The sequence below is a fragment of the Pseudomonas sp. G5(2012) genome, from assembly GCF_000408945.1.
Taxonomy (GTDB): domain Bacteria; phylum Pseudomonadota; class Gammaproteobacteria; order Pseudomonadales; family Pseudomonadaceae; genus Aquipseudomonas; species Aquipseudomonas umsongensis.
Genome location: NZ_APIO01000047.1, coordinates 125,332 through 141,898 on the forward strand (window position 1 = coordinate 125,332; position 16,567 = coordinate 141,898).

Annotated in this window: 14 protein-coding genes; 4 read left to right on the plus strand and 10 right to left on the minus strand. The window is 60.4% G+C overall.

What is annotated here, in order from left to right:
* Nucleotides 1–8: 8 nt before the first annotated feature.
* From PG5_RS16525 to PG5_RS16545, 5 genes are read right to left on the minus strand one after another with little or no spacing between them, the layout of a single operon-like run.
* Nucleotides 9–764 (minus strand): SDR family NAD(P)-dependent oxidoreductase, encoded by a 756-nt coding sequence (locus tag PG5_RS16525; RefSeq protein WP_020798261.1) that lies wholly within the window; start codon nucleotides 762–764, stop codon nucleotides 9–11.
* Nucleotides 765–789: 25 nt separating this feature from the next.
* Complete coding sequence (locus PG5_RS16530) at nucleotides 790–1,842, minus strand: phosphotransferase family protein (protein WP_020798262.1); 1,053 nt, start codon at nucleotides 1,840–1,842, stop codon at nucleotides 790–792.
* Nucleotides 1,839–3,134, minus strand: a complete 1,296-nt coding sequence (locus PG5_RS16535; RefSeq protein WP_020798263.1) for an acyl-CoA dehydrogenase family protein — start codon at nucleotides 3,132–3,134, stop codon at nucleotides 1,839–1,841. The genes PG5_RS16530 and PG5_RS16535 overlap by 4 nt, the downstream gene beginning before the upstream one ends.
* Before the next feature lie 24 nt (nucleotides 3,135–3,158).
* Nucleotides 3,159–3,896 (minus strand): SDR family NAD(P)-dependent oxidoreductase, encoded by a 738-nt coding sequence (locus PG5_RS16540; RefSeq protein ID WP_020798264.1) that lies wholly within the window; start codon nucleotides 3,894–3,896, stop codon nucleotides 3,159–3,161.
* A 50-nt stretch (nucleotides 3,897–3,946) separates the two neighbouring features.
* Entirely contained in the window at nucleotides 3,947–6,184 is a 2,238-nt protein-coding gene (locus tag PG5_RS16545) for a CoA transferase (RefSeq protein ID WP_020798265.1), read from the minus strand.
* Between the two features lie 189 nt (nucleotides 6,185–6,373).
* Here PG5_RS16545 and PG5_RS16550 point away from each other — a divergent pair, with 189 nt between their 5' ends.
* Nucleotides 6,374–6,781: a VOC family protein gene (locus PG5_RS16550; protein WP_020798266.1), complete on the plus strand. Its 408-nt coding sequence runs from the start codon at nucleotides 6,374–6,376 to the stop codon at nucleotides 6,779–6,781.
* Here the strand turns inward: PG5_RS16550 and PG5_RS16555 are convergent.
* The 3 genes from PG5_RS16555 to PG5_RS16565 are packed head-to-tail and all read right to left on the minus strand — an operon-like array spanning nucleotide 6,778 to nucleotide 9,569.
* Nucleotides 6,778–7,557 (minus strand): SDR family oxidoreductase, encoded by a 780-nt coding sequence (locus PG5_RS16555; protein ID WP_020798267.1) that lies wholly within the window; start codon nucleotides 7,555–7,557, stop codon nucleotides 6,778–6,780. The two genes, PG5_RS16550 and PG5_RS16555, sit on opposite strands and share 4 nt — an antisense overlap.
* A 24-nt stretch (nucleotides 7,558–7,581) precedes the next feature.
* Nucleotides 7,582–8,610: an aromatic ring-hydroxylating dioxygenase subunit alpha gene (locus PG5_RS16560; RefSeq protein WP_020798268.1), complete on the minus strand. Its 1,029-nt coding sequence runs from the start codon at nucleotides 8,608–8,610 to the stop codon at nucleotides 7,582–7,584.
* Nucleotides 8,611–8,627: 17 nt separating this feature from the next.
* A complete protein-coding gene (locus PG5_RS16565) occupies nucleotides 8,628–9,569 on the minus strand; it encodes a Rieske 2Fe-2S domain-containing protein (RefSeq protein WP_020798269.1) in 942 nt (313 codons plus the stop codon).
* A 320-nt stretch (nucleotides 9,570–9,889) separates the two neighbouring features.
* On the opposite strand from PG5_RS16565, the gene PG5_RS16570 reads away from it, so the two are divergent.
* Genes PG5_RS16570 through PG5_RS16580 form a run of 3 tightly spaced genes read left to right on the plus strand, consistent with a single transcriptional unit; the run spans nucleotide 9,890 to nucleotide 13,062 of the window.
* A complete protein-coding gene (locus PG5_RS16570; protein ID WP_020798270.1) occupies nucleotides 9,890–10,369 on the plus strand; it encodes a MarR family winged helix-turn-helix transcriptional regulator in 480 nt (159 codons plus the stop codon).
* The gene (locus tag PG5_RS16575; protein WP_020798271.1) at nucleotides 10,362–11,543 is read left to right on the plus strand and encodes an HlyD family secretion protein; all 1,182 of its coding nucleotides are present in this window, start codon (nucleotides 10,362–10,364) and stop codon (nucleotides 11,541–11,543) included. The genes PG5_RS16570 and PG5_RS16575 overlap by 8 nt, the downstream gene beginning before the upstream one ends.
* A complete protein-coding gene (locus PG5_RS16580; protein ID WP_020798272.1) occupies nucleotides 11,536–13,062 on the plus strand; it encodes a DHA2 family efflux MFS transporter permease subunit in 1,527 nt (508 codons plus the stop codon). The genes PG5_RS16575 and PG5_RS16580 overlap by 8 nt, the downstream gene beginning before the upstream one ends.
* Here PG5_RS16580 and PG5_RS16585 read toward each other — a convergent pair.
* Both PG5_RS16585 and PG5_RS16590 read right to left on the minus strand, forming a co-directional pair.
* Nucleotides 13,050–14,702, minus strand: a complete 1,653-nt coding sequence (locus PG5_RS16585; RefSeq protein WP_020798273.1) for a methyl-accepting chemotaxis protein — start codon at nucleotides 14,700–14,702, stop codon at nucleotides 13,050–13,052. The genes PG5_RS16580 and PG5_RS16585 overlap by 13 nt on opposite strands.
* Nucleotides 14,703–14,859: 157 nt before the next feature.
* Nucleotides 14,860–16,467: an IclR family transcriptional regulator C-terminal domain-containing protein gene (locus PG5_RS16590; RefSeq protein ID WP_020798274.1), complete on the minus strand. Its 1,608-nt coding sequence runs from the start codon at nucleotides 16,465–16,467 to the stop codon at nucleotides 14,860–14,862.
* Nucleotides 16,468–16,567 lie beyond the last annotated feature (100 nt).

The following is a 16,567-nucleotide window of genomic DNA, read 5'->3' on the forward strand; positions in this document are numbered from 1 at the left end:
CTTGCCACTCAACTGAGCATCATCATCCCGCCGTCAATCACCAGCGTCTGACCGGTGACAAACCGCGAGCCATCGCCGGCAAGAAACACCAGCACAGGGGCCAGGTCCCGGGCCGGTTCGCCCAGCTTGCCGCCGATTGGTACTTGGCCGGCCATGTACGCATCGTGTTGCTGCAATTGCTCGGCGCCCATGCTCGCGCGGGTGGCGTCGTACATCGGCGTCCACATCGCCGGAGCAATCGCGTTGACGGTAATGCCCAAGGGCCCCCACTCCCGCGCCACCGTGCGCGTCCACGCCAGTACGGCGCCCTTGCTGGCGGCGTAATGGGCTTTGCCCGGCTGTCCGAGTACGCCTGCGGCAGAGGCGAAATTGATGATGCGCCCGCCGCTGCCCTTGAGCTGCTCATAGGCCGCTCGGTTGGTCAGGAAAGTGCCACGGGTATTGACCGCAAAGACCTTTTCCCACTCGTCCAGCGTGATGCTGTCGGCGCTGGCATTCGGCGCGATGCCCGCGGCATGCACCAGCACATCCAGACCGTTGAGCTGTTCGCTGGCCCAGGCAAAGGCCGCGTCCACCGATTGGCTGTCAGCGATGTCACAGACTCGCGAGTGCGCCCAACCACCACCGTCACCCGTTATCGAGGCTGCCTCGCCCAGGTCGAGACTGACGACATGGGCACCCTCTTCCACAAACGCCTTGACCACTGCCGCGCCAATGCCGCGGGCGCCCCCCGTGACGATGATCCGCTTACCGGCCAGTTGCATGGGCTGTTCCTCTTGTCTGGATATATCAGGATAGTTGCTCGATACGTTGCAACGCCGTAGCGATCAGGCGCAGCGCCGAGGCGTGGTGTTTTTCACCGGTGACCCTGCAAGCTTTACCTGCACAGGCACGTGCGTGGCTGACTTCGAGAAAAATGCCGAGCTTGAACCCAGCCAACACCAGGTACCAGGTCAAGTCCGCCAACGAGCGTGAGCTGCCGGCGCGGTAATGGGCGACCAATTCATCGCTGCTGCAAAAGCCATCCCAGGGATGCACTTCGATGGTGCCGGCGCCACGACCCTCGGCATCGGGCCAGGTCACCACCAGCCAGGCGAGATCGAGCAACGGATCACCGACGGTGGCTAGCTCCCAATCGACTACCGCGGCGAGCTCTGCGTCGTCGTGCCGGAACATGACATTGGACAGGTGAAAGTCACCGTGCTGGATACCGGCCTGGAACTGCTGCGGACAATGCTCGCTTAACCATTGGGCCAAGCGTTCGAGCCCCGGCAGACCCTTGGCGCCGGGCCAACCGGGATAGTCTTTGACACTGTCCATCTGCGCCAGCCAGCGTGAGACCTGACGCTGGTGAAAACCCTCAGGCCGGCCAAAATCCGCCAGCCCCACCGCCTGGTAGTCAATTTCGCCCAGGCGCAACAGCGCATCGACCATGGCCAGCCCCATGCGCCGGCGCATTTCAGACTGCTGCGCATGAGGCGCCGGCAAACCGGTCGCGCAGTTGGGATTGAAACCCTGTATTGGTTCCATCAAGTAGAAACTGGCGCCCAAAACGCCTGGGTCAGCACAATCGGCAATCAAACCGGCATGGGGCACTTGCGACCCCGCCAATGCCTTGAGCAAGCGCGCTTCACGGGCAATCGTCTTGCCGCCGACTTCGCGCAGTTCCCTGGAAGGCCGACGCAGGACGAATTCACGCGAACCGCGCCGAAAGCGCAGCAGCAGGTTTTGCGTGCCTCCGGTCAAACGTATCGGGGCCTCGATGGGGCCGCGCTCCAGGCCTTGACTATCCATCCAGTCGGCCAGGCGCTCGAGGTCGACCAGATCCTGCCAGTCGTTCATGGATTGCGCTCGCCAAGGCTGGCCAATACGTCGGCGTATTTTTCCCGGGCACGGGCCTCGGCGGTGGGTCGATGGTAATCGGGGAACAATTCGTCGCAGGGCTGATAGTCGCGCAGCAGCTGTTTGGCAACCGTGACTTTGTGCACCTCGGTTGGCCCATCGGCCAGTCCCATCTGGAAGGAGCGCACGATGTAGCCGGTAAAGGGCATTTCTTCACTGACGCCCAGCGAACCATGCACATGCAGGGCGCGGGCGGCGATGTCATGCAACACCTTGGGCATAACAGCCTTCACTGCGGCGATGTCCTGGCGCACTCGCTTGTAGTCCTGGTACTGATCGATGCGCCACGCCGTGCGCATCACCAGCAAGCGAAATTGCTCCAGCTCGATCCATGAATCGGCAATTTTTTCCTGGATCATTTGCTTATCCGCCAAACGGCTGCCCTGGGTACTGCGCGACAGGGACCGCTCACAGAGTGTATCAAGGGCTTTTTGCGCCTGACCAATCACCCGCATGGCGTGGTGCACGCGGCCACCACCGAGCCGAACCTGAGCCACGACAAATGCCTGGCCGGGCGCACCGAGCATGTCGCCCGCGGGCACTCGCACCCTGTCGAATGACAGATAAGCATGGGTGGCGGCTGGGTCATCGGCGATACCGACGTTACGGATAATGCTAACCCCAGGCGCGTCAGCGGCGACGATGAACATAGACATGCCTTCATACACCGATACGCTTTTATCGGTGACCGCCATCACGATATAGAACGCTGCGTAGCGGGCATTGGAGGCAAACCATTTTTCGCCGCTCAGCAGCCAGTCATCGCCATCGCGTACCGCTTCGGTGGTGAACACGGCGGGATCCGCGCCACCTTGCGGCTCGGTCATGGCGAAGCAGGACACGATATCGCCATCGAGCAGCGGTTGCAGGTAGCGCTGCTTCTGCGCCGGGGTGCCGTAATGGGCGAGGATTTCCCCGTTGCCGGAATCTGGGGCCTGGCAGCCAAACACAATCGGGCCAAACAGCGAACGACCGAGAATTTCATTGATTAACGCCAGGCGCACCTGGCCATACCCTGCCCCACCCAGCTCCGGTCCCAGGTGACAGGCCCACAATTTGCGTGCCTTCACCTGCGCTTGCAGCGGCTTGACCAGCTGCTTGAACAACGGATCGTGGATATTCCACGGGCTGCCCAGCACATGATCGAGGGGCTCGACTTCCTCACGTACAAACTGCTCGATCCAATCCAGTTCCGCCTGTATCTCGGGGTCGGTCTGAAAGTCCCAGGCCATGGTGTGTCTCCTAGTAAATAACGATCAGGCCAGCAGCATGCCGCCGTCGACCAACAGGGTTTGGCCGAGCACATAGCTGGCCAGCGGCGAGGCAAGAAACAGCGCCACGTTGGCCATGTCCTGGGGCGTGCCCAGGCGCCCTTGAGGAATGGCCCGCAACGCGCCTTCGAGGCGCTTGGGGTTGCTGGTGGTTACCCGTGTCAGCTTGGTTTCCACCAGCCCGGGGGCAATGCCGTTGACCCGGATGCCGTCACGAGCCCAGGCTTCGGCCAGGGTGCGAGTGAGTCCAAAAGCACCGGTTTTCGAAGCGTTGTAGGCCGGATTGCCACGCGTGGAGTGGAAGGCGGCAGCGGAACTGACGGTGATCATCGAGCCCTTGGCCTGCATCAACAGCGGGTGAAACTTCTGTGCGCACACCATCAGGCTGATGAGGTTGACGTCGAGTACGCGCTTGAAACCCTCGGTCAGAAATTCCTGACGGTCGTAGAGCACCGTGCCTTGTGCTTGCACCAGCACATCCAGGCGGGTGAAGGGCACGCTGGCGACTTCAATCAACGCCGCGTCCGCAACGTCGAACTGGGCGTAGTGCAGGCCTTCGAGATTAGAGTCGGGTGAATCTCGATAGGCCGCTGCCGAGGCTCGTGTGCCCCAGACATGCACTTCGGCACCGCGCTGGCGAAAGTTCTGTGCAATGCCATTGCCAATGCCACTGGAACCGCCGATCACCAGCACGGTTTTACCGCTGAAATCCAACTCGTACATGGGTGTTCCTTGTGCTTGTCGATGAATGCTGTCGAGCAATAGCCACGCTTTTACAGCGCCACCAGACCCGCCGAGGCCATGCGTTCAATTTCACTGCGGGTGTAACCGAGCTCTGCCATGACTTGCCGGGTATGTTGGCCGAGGGCCGGTGGCGGGCGATTCAGCGACAACGGCAAATTGCCGAAATCCCAGAACGCGCCAATCTGTTGCAGGTCCCCGTACACCGCATGGGGATAATGGGCATGCAGGCCCGCGGCAGCGTGTTCGGGGCTGTCGAGAAACGCATCCATCTGCGCCTCCAGCACGGCCTGCGCAGGAACCTGCACGCCAGTCAGTGCTGCCAGTGCCGCCTGCCGGGTGAGGCCTGCGAAATAATCCTCGGGACGACTGCCCACCAGTGCGGTGAAGCGCTGAATTTCATCAGGCTGCAGCGCTGCCACCGCCAGCCAGGCATCGCTGCACAGATACAGACGGTGTGCGTCATTCAGCCCCGTCTGTTGCGCGTCCATATGGGCGACAGGCGTGAGACTGCCATCCTCCAGCACCACCGCTTCGCTCATCGACAGCAACGTGGCGCCCAACAATGAGGAACTGACCATTTGCCCGGCGCCGCTGCGGTTACGCTCGTACAACCCCAGTAGCAAGCCATAAAGCGAGGATAAACCGGCAAAAAAATCACCCACGCCAAAACGCAGCCACATCGGCGCTTGTCCTTCGCCGCCCTGCTCGACCTCCCAGCCGCAGGAGGCCTGCATCAGTTGGTCAAAGCCTGGCCAATCCGCACGCGGGCCGTTCGGCCCGTAGGCGCTGACATGGCAATAGACCAACTGCGGGTTAAGTGCTTTGAGACGCTCGTAGTCAACCTTGAGTTTGCGTGCGGCCGGCAGCCGCATGTTGTGGTGCACCACATCGGCCCAGCGTGCCAGCGTCTCGACGACGGGCTCGGTTTGCGGATCACCCAGTTGCAGCGCGACCCCCAATTTGCCCCGCTGGGTACCACTGAAAATTCGCTCCAGACGGCGCATGGCGTCGCCTTTAGGGGCTTCGATTTTAATGACCTCGGCGCCCAGGTCCGCCAGCAGCATGCAGGCAAACGGCCCGGCCAGGTAGGCGCCCAGATCCAAGACTTTCAAGCCATGCAGCGGTGGCAATGGAGCGGGACTCCACTTGTTCCCTTGCACTGGGAGCAATGCATCAGCGCCCGGCAGTACTGCGTTCCCTTCACCAACCAGTGGTGCACTGCCGCCGACTCGCGCAGGTAGCTGCACCTGCCAGGCCGGACCCGGTTGCAGGGTCTTGCCCAGTTGTACATCGTCAACTTCAACCACATAGCCATTGAGGCGCGCCTGCTCGTCGAAGTAGATATCGCCAAAGGCGCCGGCGATTTGCGCGGCCACATCGTGCTGCCAGAAATGCTCGACCCAATCCTGCGCCGGTCGTGTGGCGATAATCGCCTTGTTGGCGCCGAAGTTGGGCGCCACATGGCTGGGTGGCCATAACGCATTCAGGCGAGTCACTTCGGTTTCGCCCAGTTCGCTGAGCGCTGCGGCCATCCACGGCGATTTGTCCGGCGAGTAATGCACATGCAGCCAGCGGCCATCGGCGCACTGGTGCAATGGAATCGGAATGTATTTATCCAGGCCCTTGGCGAAGGCTGGGGTTGGCGTTTGCGCCCGGTTCCAATGCATGGTCATGGGCACCAGGGCCGCCTGTGCCAGACTCGTATGGGCGATGCCGCCACAGCCGTCACGGTCCCGCGCCAGCAACCGCGCCATTACCCCGACCACACACAGCCAGCAGGCCAGCCAGTTGGCGAATGGCATGCGCACAAACACCGGGCCGGGGCGATGCGCGGGCTGCTCATCCAACAGGCCCAGGCGCGCCAGGATCAGTGTTTCCCGTGGTATGGCATTCGCCAGCGCGTGCCGTTGCGGCCAGCCGCTGATCGCAGAGACAACCAATCGGGGGAAGTCTGCGACGAGCAGCGCGTCTGCCAGACCATGGGCCTGCGCCTCTGCCGGGGTGAAATCGTGCAGCAGCACATCGGCGCTGGCCAGTAGCAACCGCAACTGCTGGCGATCGGCAGGGTTCTCCAGGTCAAGGGTGACACTGCGCTTGCCACGATTGAGCACCGCGAACAGCACCTGGTGGTCTCTAGCCGCGTTGCCGGGTGATTCAACCATGACCACTTCGGCACCTGCTTCACACAGTTGCAGGCCCGCGGCTGAACCGGCAATGCCGGAACACAGGCTGATGACGCGAATGCCTTCAAGGATTGCCTGGCTCATACAGCACCTTTCAGTGGCTTGTTCTGCTCAAAGCGTTCTGCAGCAAAGCTGCAGAACGAATCCATGGCGTCACCCTAAGCCATCGAAAATTAATTTCATATATAGATTAGTATTCCGAATATAGAATCATAAGCACGGATATGAACAATAGTTAATAATCAGTTCAATAACACAATCAAGGGCCTCGACATGATCCTGCGCATGGACCACTTCACTATTGTCTCTGACCAACTGCAGGTGACACGGGATTTCTATGTTGAGGTGCTGGGTTTGGTTGAGGGGCCACGCCCGCCCTTCCCGGTTCCCGGGTTCTGGCTTTACACCCGGAACCAGCCAGTGCTGCATGTCGTGGGCGTAGCGCAAATGCCGGAACCACGACGTGGCGTGCTCGACCATATGGCCTTTCATGCCAGTGGCTTGCAGACGATGTGCACGCGTCTAATCGAGCATGGCGTGCGCTTCAAAATCATTCGTGCGCCAGGCTCGCAACGCACCTGGCAGCTGTTCATGCAGGACCCCAACGGGGTTGAAGTCGAACTCGACTTTGACGCCAGCGAAGAGCCGCCAGCCGATTGGAAAGAACGCCGGGCCGGCTAGATCAACCCGGAGTAACTGCCGCCGTCGACCTGTAGGTTTTGCCCGGTGATGTAGCCGGCCTGAGCCGAACAAAGAAACGCACAGGCCGCTGCAAATTCACTCGGCTGGCCAAATCGGCGCGCGGCTATTGGCTTGAGCATTTCCACCCGCGCCTGCTCGACGCTGAGTCGGCGATGCTTGGCCAACTGCTCGGTCATGAAGCGCAGGCGCTCGGTTTCAATACGTTCGGGCAGCAGATTGTTAATGGTCACGTTGTCGCGCGCGACTTCGACTGACAGGGCTTTGCAGAAAGCCGTGAGCCCTGCACGCGCCGCCGTGGACAATCCCAGGGGCAAGCGTGGCGACTTGACCATCGCCGAGGTGATATTGACGATGCGGCCAAACCCCCGCTCGCGCATCCCGCCGACCACTGCCTGAATCAGCAGAATGCCTGAAAGCATATTGGCCTCAATGGCCGCCAACCAGGCGGCATGGTCCCAGTCCTCCAGACGGCCCGGTTCCGGGCCTCCGTTGTTGGTCACCAGTATATCCACCACCGGACACGCGGCCAGCAGCGCCTGTCGACCGGCTGCGGTGGACAGGTCGGCCACCACGGTGCGTGGCAGTCGACCCGTGCTGCGTAAAATATCTTGCGCGGTGTGGGCCAGGCTCTCGGCATCGCGGCCATTGATCAGCACCTCGCAGCCCTCCTGCGCCAATGCCAGCGCACAGGCTTTGCCAAGCCCTCGAGAGGATGCACACACCACCGCAATACGCCCACCAATACCCAGATCCATTGCAGTACTCCTCGTGCGTGGGTGTCAGTCGTTCATGCCGAGCAAGGCTGTGATATCCCGCCCGGGTTCAGCGTCGCTGCCGTAGGCGAACTGGCCGGCACGCTGACGTTCGACCAACTGTTCCATCTGGTAGCGATAACGGGTACCCGGCGTATCGAAGCGCGAGTGCAAGTCACGACGTTCGTCGACCTCGAAATAACGTTGGTTCTGCGGGCGCACCACCGAGTTGTCCTGGGGCTGGATGATGTAGTTGATGCGCGGCATCACATAGCGAAAAGGCGCGGGTGCAGCGGTGGTGTTGAAGGTGACGTCACACCGCGATCTATGCTTGCCCACCGGCAGGAACGGTTGCAGGTTGGGCACGTCATACCCGGGGCGAAAGCGCGGATAGGAGATGCACACGTTGCTGCGCAAGTGAATGTGCAGCACGGCGCGAAAGTCCTGGTATTTGGCGCGCACACCGCCGACCCAGCGCATGATGGGCGCCACTGACTTTTGCGCCACGGTACGAGTGCGGGTCACGGTCTCGGAGGTCCATTGCACCTCCACCACGTCCGACTCACTGATACCGTCGCCAATGGTATTGGCATGCAGGAAATCGGCATGGGTCAGGTCAATCAGGTTTTCCACCGACAGCGCCGAGGTCGCATCAAACCGCACAGTACGCTGGGTGTAACCGGGAAGACTGCCGTCCTGCGGTAGAAACGGAATATGCGGGAGCAACTGCATGTCGGCAGCGTCCGGATTGCCGTACCAGACCCAGATGTAGCCGTAACGCTCAACCAGCGGATAAAAGCCCCGTCCCCCGGTAAACGCTGTGAGTATCAGCTCTTTCTGGGGGAAATGCGGATGAAACTCGGCAGCCACCGCGCGCCCGTTGTCCCGCCACAGGTAATAGGGCTGGGCATGAATGATCCGGCGAATGGGCCGCGCACTCAGGTCGCGGCTATGGGACACCGGGAACCAGGTGTCACGCAGGTCGTAGTTGATCGGCGTCCAGTCACCCCGCACTTTGCCAGGGATCGTATCGGTGGAGGAAGGCACGGCATGCATGGTGGGAACTCCTGTGCTCAGACGACTGCGCTGACGGGAATCAGGCGCGGTTGGCGCAACCCACGCAGTTCACGGGATGAGGCTTGCAACAAGGCCGCGACGGCTGCGCCATCAATCAGGCTTTTCACCTGGAATGGGGCTTGTTTACGCAGGCGTGCTGCTCGCCAGCGCAACGGTGCCCTGGCCGGCACCTGCTCATGCACGTAGCCACGCCAACACAGGCTGGTGGTGCCACGACGATTGGCACCGGTCGCGATCATCAGCGTCACTAGCGGCAATTCATCTTCGCTCAGCAAATCCACCCGAACAGTACCGCCGTTCAATGGGACGGCGGTGCGCACAATCAAGGGGTAATCCACCACAAACTGCGAAGGCAGGATTTGTGTGCTCCATACCGCACCTCGTTCCAGAACCACACGCCCCTGCTCGCTGCGCAGATCGCCAAGGAAAAAATCGGTAAGGCGCACATGGGGAAACCCGAGCAAGCATTCCGGACCGTCGAGCATCGCATCCAGGTACTGGTCGTGACTCATGTTGACGATAGTGGAACCGGTAAATTCGCGTCCGCTGGGTTGGTAATCGCTGCTGGGCAATGCCCCTTGCGGTGCCCCCTCACCCAACCACACATGGACAAAACCATTTTCCTCGCGCACCGCAAAGGCACGCGCGGCATAACGTGCAGGTACGCGCTCATCGGCATGCAGATTGGGGATCTGCGTGCAGCCACCACTGGCGCCATCAAAGGTCCAGCCGTGATAACCGCATTGCAGGCCGGACTCGACGACTCGCCCCAGAGCCAGCGGCACCCGCCGATGTGGGCAACGGTCTTCCAAGGCAAAGGCTTGGCCGGCCGCGTTTCGGAACAGCACCAACTCCTCGCCGGCAAAGGCCACGGCCAATGGCGTTTGATCATTCACGGCCTCGCAAAGCGCCATGGCCCACCAGCCTGGGGTCTTCATCGGGCTGCCTCTTTGTTATTGGTCTTGGGCAATTGCGTTGAACGCAGTCAGCGCTAACGGTAGTGCTTAGTGGTGGATAGAGCAAACATAATTCGACAGTTTTTTATTTTCTGTCGATATTTTTTAACCCAGCATAAAAAGGCAAAATTCAGGCATAAAGCCGAAACATTTCGGCTTAAAGAGCACATTTCAGCTTGATAAGCGACATCCAAATGGACATTTTTTCTTTATCTGATCATGTTTTAATGAAAAATAGCTAGCGAGCAATCCATAAGCCTGATTACCATTAGCTTGCTCATTGACTCCAAGGTGCGCTGACGATGACCCAATCCACCCTCGGCTTTGTCCTCCATGACGTTGCCCGCTTGATGCGTAAGCGCTTTGAACAATGGGCTCGCGCAGCCGGTCTCACGCGCTCGCAATGGCAAGTCCTGGCCAAGCTGTCGATTCATGAGGGCATCCACCAGAAAGGCTTGGCAGACCTGTTGGAAATCGAGTCGGTCACCCTGGTGCGCTTGCTGGACAAGATGCAGGAGCGCGGGTTGATCGAACGCCGAAACCACCCCACCGACCGCCGTTACTCCTTGCTGTTTCTCACCCCGGCTGCCCATCCGCTGTTGCAATTCATGCGCACCATCGGCGAGCAAACCCGACTGGAAACCATGGCGGATTTCTCCATTCAGGAGCACGACCAATTGCTGCAGTACCTCGAACGTATGCGTGAACACTTGCTGACAGCCTGCGGTCAGCCCGTGGATGAGCCCACAGGTTGTGCAGCAAGCGAGGTGAAGCATGGCTGAGCCCACATTGCAGCGCCCTGCCGTGCACGCTGAAGCCCGACCGCTCGAGCCAGCGGAAAAACCCCAGATGCAGGCGCCCGAGGCGTCGGCCCTTGTTGGCCATGCTGAAGTTCCGGCTGACACGGCACGCCAACGCTGGCGCATCGGCCTGTTCTTGCTGGCACCGATCAGTGTCGTGGCCTGTGCTGCCTGGTATGTGTTGGGTGGCCAGATCGTAAGCACCGACAATGCTTATATCCAGGCCGAGCGTGTAGGGGTTTCCACCGATGTCGCCGGAATCGTCGCGGCCATTGAAGTCAGTGACAACCAAAGCGTGAGCAAAGGCCAGGTGTTGTTCCGTCTCAAGCCCGAGCCCTTTGAAATCGCCGTGGCCAGTGCCAAGGCGCAGCTGGAAAACGCGCGCAACCAGATCCTTTACCTCAAGGCCAGCTACAACCAATCGCTGGCCGAGATCGCCCAGGCTGAAGCCAAATTGCCCTTTTACCAGACCAATCTGCAACGGCTGGAAAAGCTGGTCAGCGTTGCCGCCGTATCCAGGACTCTCTACGACGACGCCCACCAGGACCTCGACAACACCCGTCAGCAGGTGTCGGTCGCCAAGGCCCAGGCTGCCGCGGCGCTGGCTCAACTGGGTGGGCGTCTGGACAGAGCTCTGGAGCTGCATCCCTCCTACTTGCAAGCGCTGGCGGCACTGAATGAAGCCGAACGCAACCTGCGAAACTCCGTGGTCATCGCCCCGTTCGACGGCGTCGTCACCAACGTTGACTCGCTGCAAGTGGGCGCGTACCTCCAACCACCACAATCGGGCTTCAGCCTGGTGTCCAGCGAGCAGCTGTGGGTGGCTGCGTCACCGAAAGAGACCGAGCTGACCAACGCTCACATCGGCCAGGGCGTAACCATTGAAGTAGACACTTATCCCGGTGTCACCTGGCATGGCACCGTGGAAAGCATCAGCCCGGCGTCCAGTTCGAGCTTCTCCCTGTTGCCGGCCCAGAACACCACGGGCAACTGGGTGAAGGTTGTGCAGCGCATTCCAGTACGGATCCATATCGACGATGCGGCAGGCAAACCTGCGCTGCGCCATGGCATGAGCGCCGTGGTCGATATCGACACCGGCACGGCCCGTGGCCTGCCGAAGCCGCTGGCAAACCTGTTCGCACGCCATCATGAGTGAAGTATCCGGACCACTTCCGCCATCGCCGTTGCGGGTACTGATCACCTTGTGTGTGGTGCTGGCGGTGGTCATGCAGGCGCTGGACACCACCATCGCCAACGTCGCCCTACCCTATATGCAGGGCAGCGTATCGGCCAGCGCCGATCAGATTAACTGGGTGCTGACCTCGTACATCGTCGCCACCGCCATCATGACCCCGCCCTCGGCTTTCCTGGCCCGGCGCTTCGGTCGCAAGCGCGTGTTGCTGTGGTCGATCCTGGGTTTTGTATTGGCGTCGGTGCTCTGTGGCATTGCCCGTTCACTGGAAGAAATCATCCTGTTCCGTCTGCTGCAAGGGGTGGCCGGGGCGGCATTGGTGCCGTTATCGCAAGGCATCCTGCTGGATATTTACCCGCAGAAAGAACGAGGGTCGGCAGTGGCCCTGTTCGGGGTATCGGTCATGGTCGGTCCCGTATTGGGTCCGATGCTCGGCGGCTGGCTGACGGAACACCTCAGCTGGCGCTGGGTGTTCTTCATCAACTTGCCTATCGGGTTGCTGGCCTTCATCGGCATGACCCGCTTCATCCGGGAAACCCCGGCCGACCGAACCGCACGCCTGGACTGGCTGGGCTTTGGCTCGCTCAGCGTGGCCATCATGTCGATTCAACTGTTCCTCGACCGCGGCGAACAACTGGGCTGGTTCGACTCGGGGGAAATCATCCTGGAAGCGCTGGTGGCAGCCATCGCTTCGTACATTTTCATCGTCCACACCTTCACCCACGACAAGCCCTTTATCAGCCTGAAGCTGTTCAAGGATCGTAATTACTCGGTGGCGGTGGTGTTTATCTTCATCATCGGCATCACCTACCTGGCCTCGCTGGCATTGATGACACCCTACCTGCAAACCCTGATGGGCTACCCGGTTCTCACCGCCGGCATGGTCATGGGGCCGCGCGGCCTGGGGACGATGCTGAGCATGTTTCTTGCCGGGAAGATCATCGGAAAAGTCGATATTCGCTGGATACTGTTTTGCGGCCTGGTGTTGTCCGCCTGGTCGATGTACATGATGACCGGTTGGACACCGGCCGTGTCCATCGACACCATCGTCTACGTCGGCTTTATCCAGGGCGCGAGCCTGGGCCTGTTGTTCGTCCCGCTGACCACCATCGCCTTTACCACCCTGCCCCCGCATTTGCGGGGCGAAGCCACGGGCCTGTACAACCTGTCACGCAATGTCGGTTCGAGCGTTGGCATCTCGATCGTCACGGTGCTGCTGGCGCAAAACACCCAGATCAACCATGCCGAAATCGGCGCCTACGTGACGCCATTCAACCGCCTGTTCGATGCCTGGCCTGTCAACAACCAGCTCAATCCACTGACCGCCAGCGGGCGTGCAGCCCTGGATGGCTTGATCACTGTTCAAGCCAGCTGGGTGGCTTACCTGGATGACTTCAAGCTGCTGATGTGGTTATCCATTGGCGTCATACCGCTGCTGCTGATATTCAGGACTGCGAAGTATCAAGCCAATCAGGCCTCGTAGCGAAAACGCCCCACCGCTACGTTCAGCTCATCGGACAGTTCGCGCAAGGACACCACGGCTCCGGATACCTGATGGGTGATCGCATCACCCTCACCGGCCATGCGCGCGATGTGCTCGACGTTGGCCACGATGCCCCGCCCGCCCTCGCTCTGCACGCTCACCGCATCGGCAATCCGGTCCACCCCACGCGTGGAGTCACCGACCAGTTCCGTCGCCTGTTGCAGGGTACTTTCCAACTCACTCAGCAACCGGCCGCTGTCCTCAAGTGCCACGGTGCCCGCACTCAATGCCTGGTCGACGATCCCGGACTGGTTCTCCAGCTTCAACGTCAACTGGTTGATCGAGTTGGCTGCCAGCGCCGAGCGTTGTGCCAGGTTACGCACTTCGTCGGCCACCACGCTGAAACCGCGCCCGCTCTCACCAGCCCTCGCGGCCTCGATCGCTGCGTTGAGCGCCAGCATGCTGGTTTGCGCGGAAAGGTCCTTGACCTGACCGATGCTGGCGGTGATCGCTGTCGTGCTTTCGACAAAATCGCCCACCGAGCCGCGGATGGCGGAGAAGGCATGGCGCACGCTGTCGATTTTCTCGAGTAGTCGCGACAAGGCCAAGTGCCCATCTTGCGCACCACGCAAACTGGCTTCGGCGCAGCTGCGCAGACTTTCAGCATGACTGGAGATTGCCGCAATGCCGTCGCTCATCTGCTCGATGGTCATAGACACCGCGCCCACCGCACCGGCCTGCGCCGTGGAGCTTTGCGCCACGCGCGCCGAAGTACCCACCAGCTCCTCCGCCGACGCGCCGACCGACGCTGCGACTCCGGCAACCTGGCGCATCGCCTGCTGAAAGCTATCAATGAGTTCGTTGAATGCCTGGGCCGTGTGGGCCACCTCATCTCGCCCCATGACCCGTACGCGTCGGGTCAGGTCGCCATCGCGCAACTCGATCGACGCCTGTTCGATTTCCCGGATGGGCCGGAGGATCTGGGCGCGCAACAAAAGACTGACAATGACGGCGAGTACGCTGGCGGCGATTAATACCGCAACCAACATCCGTGACACCTGGCGTTGCATAGTGCCGGCCTCGGCAAAGGCGCCAGAGGTCAGCTGCGCCTGCAGTCCCAGCAAACGATTGAATTGACCTTGCAGACCATTGTTGTCGGCGCGCACCCTGCCCAGCAGCGAGGCCGCCTGTATTTGGTCACTCAAGGCCGCGCGCTTGAAATCGGCAAGGCCTTCGCCGACCACGGCGGCCTGTTCTTGCACGGCGCGGTAGAGTTCTTTCTCCTCCTCACCCAGACGCGTCTCGCGAGCCACCTTGTCCAGCCCGACTCGCATGTCATCGACACTGGCCTGCATATCTTCCAGATAGGACTCAAGCTCCTCGGCAGAAGCCTGACCATTGGATTCAAGGATGCGTGCGCCTATGGCATAGGCCCCGACCATTGCCGCCTGCGACGCAGACGCGGTTTCCAGTACCTGGCGATACTGCTGGAAACGCAACTGGTCGATTTCCTCGATCACCGCCTGTTGCCTGGCCAGCCCATGATAGGCAAGGCCCGAAACAACCAATAAAGCGATAACAAATAATGCGGGCAGCACAAAGAGCTTGGCGCCGATTGAATAGCCTTTGAGAAATGACATTCTGATTACCGTTTTTGTTTTTATAGGAAATGACAGGCCAACATCAGCTCCATCATATTCTCTATACGGTATCTCATTCTACTATCAGAATGTTAGATGATACCTCAAATGGTTATCAGCACCTTCACGTTGGATAAACTAAAGCAATACAGGACCATCAAACTGTCCACTCCGTGATATTGGCCAAGGCTCCCCCGTGCTCCACGTAGATACTGAACAAATGCCCTGATCCTGGAGCGTTGTTCAGCATTTCCATCGGAATGTCGTGACGTGCGCTGGTGATGTACAAGGTGTCACGGTCTTCACCACCGAAAGCCAGGTCCGTCGGCCCTGGAATCGGCAAACCAATCATTCGATCAATGCTGCCGTCTTCGGCAAATCGAACCAGGCTCCAACCGTCGCGCAATGTGGTCCAAACACCCCCCTCTCGATCAAGGGCCAGTCCGCTCAGCCGCCCCGACCCTTTGGGCAACGTGGCCAAGCGCCGAACATTCACACTGCCTGCCTGCACGACGTAGACCGACCCGGTTTCCGGCCCGATTGCGTAAAACGCCTGCCCACGCTCATCCCAGCACATTGACGTGATGTTTTCCTGAAACTCCCAGGACAAGCGCAGATCACCATGCCGGTTCAACTCTCCCACCTTGCAGCCGGTGTGGCTCGCCAGGCACGCCCAGACACTGCCGTCAGGTCGACTACAAAGCCCCAAGAGGCTCTTGCCGGGCCAGTCGGGCAAGGGATGTTCGCAACCTTCAAAGTCAATCAGCGACCAACCCTGGGTATGGGCGACCAGCAATCCCTGGCTATGCAGCTCCATCGCCACGACCGGGGATTCGAGGCGGGCGAAAATACGCTCGCCATCGCCATCCAGCATGCGAATGGCCGGCGCCAGGGTATCCGCCCAAAACAGGCAACGAAGCTTGCTCGACCAACGCGGGAAAGCGCCATTGAACGCCCACGGACTATCGACCAGTTTGACGTCGGTGTCGCCGATTTGAATGCGCGGCTCGCTCAACTGAGCCCCCACGCGTCTTGCCGCTTCGCTTATCTCAGGGCCCAGCAGCTCCAGACGCTCAAGGGTCAAGCGATAAGCCGGCCCTGCCACACTCAAGGCGCCGCGCACATTTCCCGCGTTATCCCGGATCGCCGCAGCCACGCAACGCACGCCCATCACAATCTCCTCATCGTCGATGGCATAGCCCCTGGCCCGGGTGATCTGCAACTCGGTATGCAGGCGTCGACGATCGGTGATGGTCAGTTCGGTCAGCGGTGTCAGCACCAGCCCCTTGATGATTGCCTCACGAGCGGCTTCATCCATCGCCGCAAGAATTGCCTTGCCCTGACCCGTGCAATACACCGGCTTGCTCTGGCCAAGCGCCGCCGCCGAACGCATGGTGTGCGCGCCGTCGCAACGCTCGAGAGATCTGACTTGATTGCCATCGAGCACCGCCAGATAGGACGTCTCGCCGGTCAGATCGCGCAAGGCCCGCAACTCGAAACTCGCGGCCGCTACCAGGTCCGGCATCAGATAGGCATTGCGCACCAGTTCCAGATAACGGAACCCCAACCGGTAAACCTTGTGCACCGGATCGCGGCGAATCATGCCGCGCTCCACCAGGCTGGCGATGATTCGATACAGCGTGGTTTTGGGTAACTCCAGCTGCCCTGCCAATTCGGCCTGACTGACGCCCCGAGGCGCGGAACCAACGGCCTCCAACACATCCAGCGCCTTCTCCAGTGCACCCGTGCCCTCTCCTGCTTTCATGACTTATTCCCACCATATGGAACAACGAATGAACTGGATCATACGACGGGTATTGCACACGTCAACAAACCTCTAGGATCTGACGATATCAGGTCATCAC

What these genes read in the sequence shown, in the direction of transcription:
- PG5_RS16525 (WP_020798261.1), bottom strand. Translation starts at nt 764, where the DNA reads ATGCAACTGGCCGGTAAGCGGATCATCGTCACGGGGGGCGCCCGCGGC.
- PG5_RS16530 (WP_020798262.1), bottom strand. Translation starts at nt 1,842, where the DNA reads ATGAACGACTGGCAGGATCTGGTCGACCTCGAGCGCCTGGCCGACTGG.
- PG5_RS16535 (WP_020798263.1), bottom strand. Translation starts at nt 3,134, where the DNA reads ATGGCCTGGGACTTTCAGACCGACCCCGAGATACAGGCGGAACTGGAT.
- PG5_RS16540 (WP_020798264.1), bottom strand. Translation starts at nt 3,896, where the DNA reads ATGTACGAGTTGGATTTCAGCGGTAAAACCGTGCTGGTGATCGGCGGT.
- PG5_RS16545 (WP_020798265.1), bottom strand. Translation starts at nt 6,184, where the DNA reads ATGAGCCAGGCAATCCTTGAAGGCATTCGCGTCATCAGCCTGTGTTCC.
- PG5_RS16550 (WP_020798266.1), top strand. Translation starts at nt 6,374, where the DNA reads ATGATCCTGCGCATGGACCACTTCACTATTGTCTCTGACCAACTGCAG.
- PG5_RS16555 (WP_020798267.1), bottom strand. Translation starts at nt 7,557, where the DNA reads ATGGATCTGGGTATTGGTGGGCGTATTGCGGTGGTGTGTGCATCCTCT.
- PG5_RS16560 (WP_020798268.1), bottom strand. Translation starts at nt 8,610, where the DNA reads ATGCATGCCGTGCCTTCCTCCACCGATACGATCCCTGGCAAAGTGCGG.
- PG5_RS16565 (WP_020798269.1), bottom strand. Translation starts at nt 9,569, where the DNA reads ATGAAGACCCCAGGCTGGTGGGCCATGGCGCTTTGCGAGGCCGTGAAT.
- PG5_RS16570 (WP_020798270.1), top strand. Translation starts at nt 9,890, where the DNA reads ATGACCCAATCCACCCTCGGCTTTGTCCTCCATGACGTTGCCCGCTTG.
- PG5_RS16575 (WP_020798271.1), top strand. Translation starts at nt 10,362, where the DNA reads ATGGCTGAGCCCACATTGCAGCGCCCTGCCGTGCACGCTGAAGCCCGA.
- PG5_RS16580 (WP_020798272.1), top strand. Translation starts at nt 11,536, where the DNA reads ATGAGTGAAGTATCCGGACCACTTCCGCCATCGCCGTTGCGGGTACTG.
- PG5_RS16585 (WP_020798273.1), bottom strand. Translation starts at nt 14,702, where the DNA reads ATGTCATTTCTCAAAGGCTATTCAATCGGCGCCAAGCTCTTTGTGCTG.
- PG5_RS16590 (WP_020798274.1), bottom strand. Translation starts at nt 16,467, where the DNA reads ATGAAAGCAGGAGAGGGCACGGGTGCACTGGAGAAGGCGCTGGATGTG.